Source organism: Streptomyces sp. 8L (assembly GCF_020176795.1).
Lineage (GTDB): Bacteria > Actinomycetota > Actinomycetes > Streptomycetales > Streptomycetaceae > Streptomyces.
In genome coordinates this window covers 1-6,390 of the sequence record NZ_JAIUKE010000123.1, presented here as the reverse complement: position 1 = coordinate 6,390, position 6,390 = coordinate 1, and the positions used below count along the sequence as shown (strand labels likewise).

The 6,390-nt window shown below is 69.5% G+C and carries 6 protein-coding genes; 3 read left to right on the top strand and 3 right to left on the bottom strand.

The window, feature by feature from the left end; translation table 11 throughout:
• Window positions 1–111 precede the first annotated feature (111 nt).
• A complete protein-coding gene (locus LCE31_RS12340) occupies window positions 112–1,032 on the top strand; it encodes an HNH endonuclease (RefSeq protein ID WP_225014252.1) in 921 nt (306 codons plus the stop codon).
• 68 nt (window positions 1,033–1,100) lie between these two features.
• Here the strand turns inward: LCE31_RS12340 and LCE31_RS12335 are convergent, their stop codons facing one another.
• From LCE31_RS12335 to LCE31_RS12325, 3 genes are all read right to left on the bottom strand, one after another.
• The gene (locus LCE31_RS12335; protein WP_225014251.1) at window positions 1,101–2,336 is read right to left on the bottom strand and encodes a tyrosine-type recombinase/integrase; all 1,236 of its coding nucleotides are present in this window, start codon (window positions 2,334–2,336) and stop codon (window positions 1,101–1,103) included.
• Between the two features lie 11 nt (window positions 2,337–2,347).
• Window positions 2,348–2,653 carry a helix-turn-helix domain-containing protein gene (locus tag LCE31_RS12330; protein WP_225014250.1) on the bottom strand — a complete coding sequence of 102 codons (306 nt, stop codon included), beginning with the start codon at window positions 2,651–2,653 and terminating at the stop codon, window positions 2,348–2,350.
• Window positions 2,654–2,841: 188 nt separating this feature from the next.
• Complete coding sequence (locus tag LCE31_RS12325; RefSeq protein WP_225014249.1) at window positions 2,842–3,348, bottom strand: helix-turn-helix domain-containing protein; 507 nt, start codon at window positions 3,346–3,348, stop codon at window positions 2,842–2,844.
• Between the two features lie 392 nt (window positions 3,349–3,740).
• Here LCE31_RS12325 and LCE31_RS12320 point away from each other — a divergent pair, with 392 nt between their 5' ends.
• Together LCE31_RS12320 and LCE31_RS12315 are read left to right on the top strand one after the other, a co-directional pair.
• A complete protein-coding gene (locus LCE31_RS12320; protein WP_374118459.1) occupies window positions 3,741–4,931 on the top strand; it encodes a DUF3631 domain-containing protein in 1,191 nt (396 codons plus the stop codon).
• Between the two features lie 424 nt (window positions 4,932–5,355).
• On the top strand, window positions 5,356–6,390 hold a 1,035-nt coding region (locus LCE31_RS12315), incomplete at its 3' end, for a DUF2637 domain-containing protein (protein WP_225014248.1).

Here is a 6,390-nt window from a genome sequence, read left to right as displayed (position 1 = left end):
TGGGGGGCACCCCCCACCTCTTGTTAATCTTTTTTCCGCCCCCCCGGGCCCCCCCGGGCGGGGGGGCGGGGGGGCCCCGCGCCGTGCGGGGGGCCCTTACGACGTTGAGGGTTGCAGTTTGGGTTGCAGTTGCCGCGATCAGGCGGCGACGGCTCCTGCGGGCAGAAGAAGCTGGTCTGGTTCTTCTGCGCCCACCTGAACGTTTCTGGCAAGGTGCCACGCATGGGGGTCTCCGAGAAGACGCGCAAGATCGTGTGGGCTGAAGCCGGCGGGAGATGCGCAATCTGCCGCAGCGAAGTGATCACCCCGGGGACGGACTGTGACGATCCGTCCGTATTCGGCGAAGAGGCGCACATCGTGGCCCGTTCCAAGGGCGGCCCACGGTCAGGGGGCCTCGATACCGACTCCAGGCACAGCCACATGAATCTGCTCCTGCTGTGCAGCAGGCATCACAAGCAGATCGATGATCAACCGAACCACTTCACGGTTGAGCGGCTCAGAGAGATCAAGGAGCGGCACGCTGCTTGGGTCCGTCGCTCGCTGGACGGGAAAACCGCTGGCGGCCCGAGGCTCGTCCCCGATCCGGCCTTCCCACAACCTCAGGTGCTGGCACTGATAACTCGTGGCAATCCGCTGTGGAACATGATCAAGACGAGCGCGGCCTTCGAGTACGCCCTCCCGGACGGTCTTCCCGACGATGACGAGTCACTGATCGTGGAGTTCCTGGACATCCTCCGTGACTACCTCGATATCGCCCCGGAGCTCCACAGCGTGCGAGAGAACCGGGATGCGGAGAAGTCGCTGGCGCACTACATCCAGGGCATCGCGGAGAAGGACTTCCTTGTGGGCGCCCATGTGCGCCACATGCTGTACGTCGATGGTCGAGACGATCCTTTGGCATGGCCCGTACTTCGGGTCGAGATTCAGCCTGTATCAGGTGCCATCGTCACGGACCAGGCTGGCCGACCATACGCCGACGGGCCGGGCAAAGAGCAAGGCGATGAAGGCCAGGGAGGCGGGACCCGAAGCTAGCCCAGCCCAAGTCGGGGCGAATGCGGATGCATTCGCCCCCACGGCCTTCCTGGTGGGGTGCGTGGCGCTCAGACCACGGGCGACTCCTCGGACACCGGCCATAGGAGGCCGCCGATCTTGTCGGCGGTGTCCGTGAGCACCCGGTTGGTGAGGTGCTGGTAGCGCCGGCGCATCCGGGCGGACTTGCCCGGCTCCCAGCCCATGATCGCGTCGACGACCGCATCGGAGACGCCGAGGATCAGCAGGACGGTGGCCGCCGTGTGACGGGCGTCGTGGAGGCGGCCCGCGCGTAGACCCGCCGCCTTGAGGAGGTCCTTCCACTCGTGGTGGTCGGTGTTCGGATTGAGGGGTTCGCCGGTCGCGGAGGCGAAAACGTACCCCTTCTCCGTCCAGAGGTCGTCGGCCAGTCGCCGTTCGCGCTCCTGCTCGCGCCGATGCTGGAGCAGGAGCTGCACCAGAGGTTCGGGAATGCCGATCGGCCGACGTCCGGCACGGGACTTGGCGTCCTTGGTCTCACGTCGAATGTTGACCTTCTCGGGGCAGAAGCCAGGCTTGCGCCCGCAGCGGTTGCCGCAGCCGTGCTCGTACCGGGGCCGCAGCCGGTTGCGGTGGACCGTCATGACCCGCAGCTCGAAGTCGACGTCCGTCCACTGGAGACCGAGGACCTCGCCCTGGCGCAGTCCGAGTGCCAGGGATATGACCCAGCGCGCCGGGTGCCGGGTCTTGTTGGCCAGGTCTAGGAGCTTGTGCACTTCCTCGACCGTGTAGGGCTCGACCTCTTCCTCCTCCAGGCGCGGAGCCTTGGCGACGGAGGCGGGGTTGGTGGTGAGGTGGCCTCGGCGCACAGCCTCGTTGAGCGCGGTCCGCACGGTGCGGTGGACCTGGTGCGCGGTCCCGGCAGCGCTACCGGCCGCCCGCATCTTGGCGTAGAAGCGCTCCAGGTGCCCTGGCTCCAGCTTGGCGAGACGGTGCGCGCCGAGGCCGGGGACGAGGTGGTGGTAGACGGCGACGCGGTAGCCGTCGATGGTGTTCTCGCCCACGTGCAGTGCGGCGATGTTCTCGACCCAGTGGGTCAGCCAGGTCGTGACAGTCCAGGTCTGCCCGGCCTTGCCGACGGTGCCGGAATCGCGCTTGCGTTCCAGTTCGCGGACGGCCTTGGTGGCGTCGGCGCGGGTCTTGCGCTTGACGTGGCGCCGGTCGGGCTTGCCGTCATCCTTGACGCCGACGGTCACGTAGCCGTGCCACTTGCCGTCCTTGCCGAGGAAGATCGAGGAGGCGCCGTTGGGCTGGCGGGTCTTGGCCATGTCCGCCCCTTTCAGACCGCGTGGGCGACGGTCGGGGCGGCCGTCTGGGAGCGGTTGGCGAGATAGGCGGCCAGGGCCTCGGCCGGCACGCGGCGCAGGCGGCCTATGAGGACGGAGCTGACCTCGCCGGAGGCGATGAGCGCATACATGGTGGTGCGGCCGATGCCGAGGCGGCGTGCGGCCTCCTCGACGGTGAGCGCGACGGCGGTGGAGTCGGGGGCAGGCGCCGTGTGTTCCAGCACGAGGGTACGGAGCCGCTGCTCGGGGATGCCGAGCTCGTCCGCGATGCGGGTGAGCGGGGGCAGGGCGGTGGGCATGGAGGATCGCCTTTCGACGGTCACGGGGCAACGTGACCGCTGGACTGTCCGGGATGGGCGGTGGGCTTGATCGGGTGTCCGCGCTGGTGGCCCTCAGTGTTCGTAGCACCGAGGGACGGCGGCGGATGGGGCGACGGACGGGCTACGAGGCCCGTGGCCAGACGCCCGCGAAGATCTCCGCCGAGCGGCTACTTGCCGTCGTCGGAGTCACTGCGGAGCGGGTCGCCCGGCGAGTTCGGCGCCGGGTAGAAGGAGAGGCCCCCCGGATCCGGCTCGATGCCGAGGCTCTCGGCGATCTCGTCGTATCGGGCCTCGGCTGCTTCGAGTCTGGCCTTCGCGGCATCGGCGAGGTCTTGGGCGACCTGGTGCTCCTGTTCTGCCTTCTGAATGTCGAAGGCCGCTTCCTGTAGCTCCCAGTGAGGATCGTCGCGGCTGGCGACGGCCTCCAGCATGAAGTTGCCGGCTGGGACGCCGAGCGCCTTGGCGAAGCCGAGGGCCTCGTTGAAGCTGATGCTCCGGGTACCGTTCTCGATCTTGGCGATCTGGGTCTGGTGCATCTTGAAGCCCAGGCGGCGCATGCGCTCGGCCATGTCCTCCTGGGAGAGGCGAGCCGTCACCCGTAGGACCTTCAGGTTGTGCGCAACCAGGGCTTCCCCCTCGGGCGGGGCCCAGCGCTGCGGCTTGGCACCGTCCACTTCTTTCACCTCCCTCTACTTCCGGTGCGGGCCGAGGTCGTCACGACCCAACCCTTAAACTATACCAGCATGGATGGCCCAACCCGCAAGGGAATAATCCCAGATGTGGCACACGTCACTATGGCGATGAGCAGCAGACATGCCATTACAGGCTGACTTTTCAAAGCGGCGAGGGGTTGACTGCGGACAAACGTCCGGGGCATACTTATGCCATAAGGGAATCAGGGTTCAACCCGCTAAGGGGTTGAACCCTGTAGGTGCCCCCGAGGAACGCGAAAACCCCCGGCGCTACGAACACCGGGGGCTGCAGGAAACCTCGCCACCGCCCATCCCAGGACAGTCGACTGCGGCGGACCGGGTTGCCCCCCGGAGCCGCCGAGTGAAGGATCTCCGTGAACGAGAGTACCGCCCCCGCCGCCCCTGCGGCACCCCGTCCGACCAGCACCCCGTCTCCAGACCTTTGGGAGGCGGACGCCGCCGCACTGCTGGACGAGCTGCGCACCGCCCTGGCCCGCTTCGTGGTCCTCCCGAGCGAACAGGCACTGGACGCAACCGTGCTGTGGATCGCGGCCACCCACCTCCAGCAGGTATGGCAGCACGCCCCGCGTCTGGCCGTAGTCGGCCCGGCGAAGCGGTGCGGGAAGTCCCGCCTGCTCGACCTGCTCACCGAGACGGTCCACAAGCCCGTCATCACCGTGAACTCCACGGCCGCGGCCATCTTCCGCTCCATCTCGGACGAGCCGCCGACCCTCCTCGTGGACGAGGCCGACACCATCTTCGGCAGCCCCAAGGTCGCCGAGAAGAACGAGGAGATGCGCGGCCTGCTCAACGCCGGGCACCAGCGCGGCCGACCGGTGCTGCGGGTGGTCGGCAAGGAGCACACGCCCCACTCCTTCGCGACCTTCGCCATGGCGGCGCTCGCCGGCATCGGCGACCTCCCCGACACGATCATGGACCGGTCCGTCGTGATCCGGATGCGCCGCCGCGCGGAGGGCGAGCAGGTGAGCCCGTACCGCACCCGCCGCGACAGCCCCGCCCTGCACGCCCTACGGTCCCGCCTCGCGCGCTGGACCGCCTCGGTGGCCGAACACACCCTCCATCTGGAGCCGCAGATGCCGGTCGAGGACCGGGCGGCGGACACCTGGGAGCCCCTGGTGATCATCGCCGACCTCGTGGGCGGCACCTGGCCCGAGCGCGCCCGCGCCGCGTGCGCCCAGATGGTCACCGCCGAGGCCCAGGCAGAGGAGGACAACCCCTCCAACGCCCGGATCCTCGCCGACATCCGCCGCGCCTTCGCCGCCGCCGGCGACCCCGAGAGCGTGTCCACCGACGCCCTGCTCTACCGGCTCAACTCCGATCCCGAAGCGCCCTGGGCCGAAGCCGGGCGTGGTGGCCTGAACCCACGCGCGCTGTCCGGGATGCTGCGCGAGTACGGCATCCGCTCCGGCAACGTCCGCATGCTCGACGGGAGTCAGCTCAAGGGCTACACCCGGGCGAAGTTCGCCGACGCCTGGAAGCGCTACTGCCCCACCGTGCACCCCGACACCGGCTCGGACGGCAGCAGAGACACACCAGCGAAGTGACCCGCGTGGGTGCCGTCGACCGCTCGTCGGCGGCACCCACGTCGGTCGACCGCAGTGCGCAACGCCCAACTACCGTCGCGACCCTTGCAGACGGCCCCATCCGTATCCGTCTCGTGCCGTCCCTGCCGTCCCTGCCGTACAAGTGCAGGTCAGAGCCATCCTAGCCAAGACGGCACGGCGTCCCAAGACGGATGGCTATCCATCCCGGCACCCGAGCCGACAGCGTCAGCACACCTCCGTACCTCCCGCCGCCATCACGGCCACAGGATCAGTGCCGCTCGGCAAGACGCATCCCGAACGGCTCTGGGACGCCACGCCACACGGCTGCCGCACCGCCTCTGACCTGCTGCGTCAACGGCAAGACGGCCAAGACGGATCACCGCACGCCCCCACCCAGAACCGCACCCCGAGGGGGACCACACCCATGCCCGACATCGCCATACCCACCGCGTCCACCAGCCGCCACCGCGCCACCTGGTGGGACCGGCTCGCCATCGTCCTACTCGGCGTCGCCGGATGCGCGCTCTCCTACGACGCTCTGCGGCAGATGGCCACCGCGGTCCACGTCCGCGACCAACTGACCTACCTCTTCCCCGTAGTGATCGACGGGTTCATCGCCTACGGCATCCGCGCCCTGCTGGTCCTGCGGGAAGCACCGATGCCCGCACGGCTGTACGCGTGGGCACTCTTCATCACAGCGACCGCCGCCAGCATCTGGGCCAACGGCCTGCACGCCCTCGACCTGAACCGACCCGACACCGTCACCCTCCGCCTGGGCGACGGCACCGTCACCGTGCTGTCCGCCATCGCACCACTCGCCCTGGCCGGGGCGACCCACCTGCACATCCTGATCACCCGCTACGGCGGCACCTCCGCCGCCCGGACATCGGTGACCGCAACTGCCACGAAAGATCAGGACGGTACGCAACCGGTACCGGACCAAGCGGCCGGGGTTCCGTACGCAGTCCGCGCAGACCTGCCCCCGGCTTCCCCGCCGGAGCAGCAGGTACCCGCCCGCCTCGCCGCCGGGACCGCTCCCTCACCCGCAGCCGACGAAACCGCGTCCGAAGCCGGACACAACAAGGACGTGGTTCCGGACGATGTCGGCGGCGATCCCGGACAGCAGCGAGAACCCACAGGCCAGAGCACCCAAAGGGATTCCGGTCAGCCCCCGGCGACCAGCCCCGGTGGACGTCCCGCGCTGGCCTCCATCTCCGAGCTGGCCAGCGTCATCAGTGCCGCCCACCCAGGGGGTTCCGGACTGACCCGCGACAGCGCCCGCAAAGCCATCGCCGATGCCGGACTCGGCGCCGGCACCGGTCGGCTCGCCGAAGCGATGACCCGGGGGGGGGGGGGGGGGGGCGGGCCGCCCCCCCCCCCCGCGCCGGCGCGCAGCGCGGGGGGGGGGGGGGGGGGGGGGGGGGGCGGCGGGCCGCCCCGCCCCGCGCGCGGGGCGGGG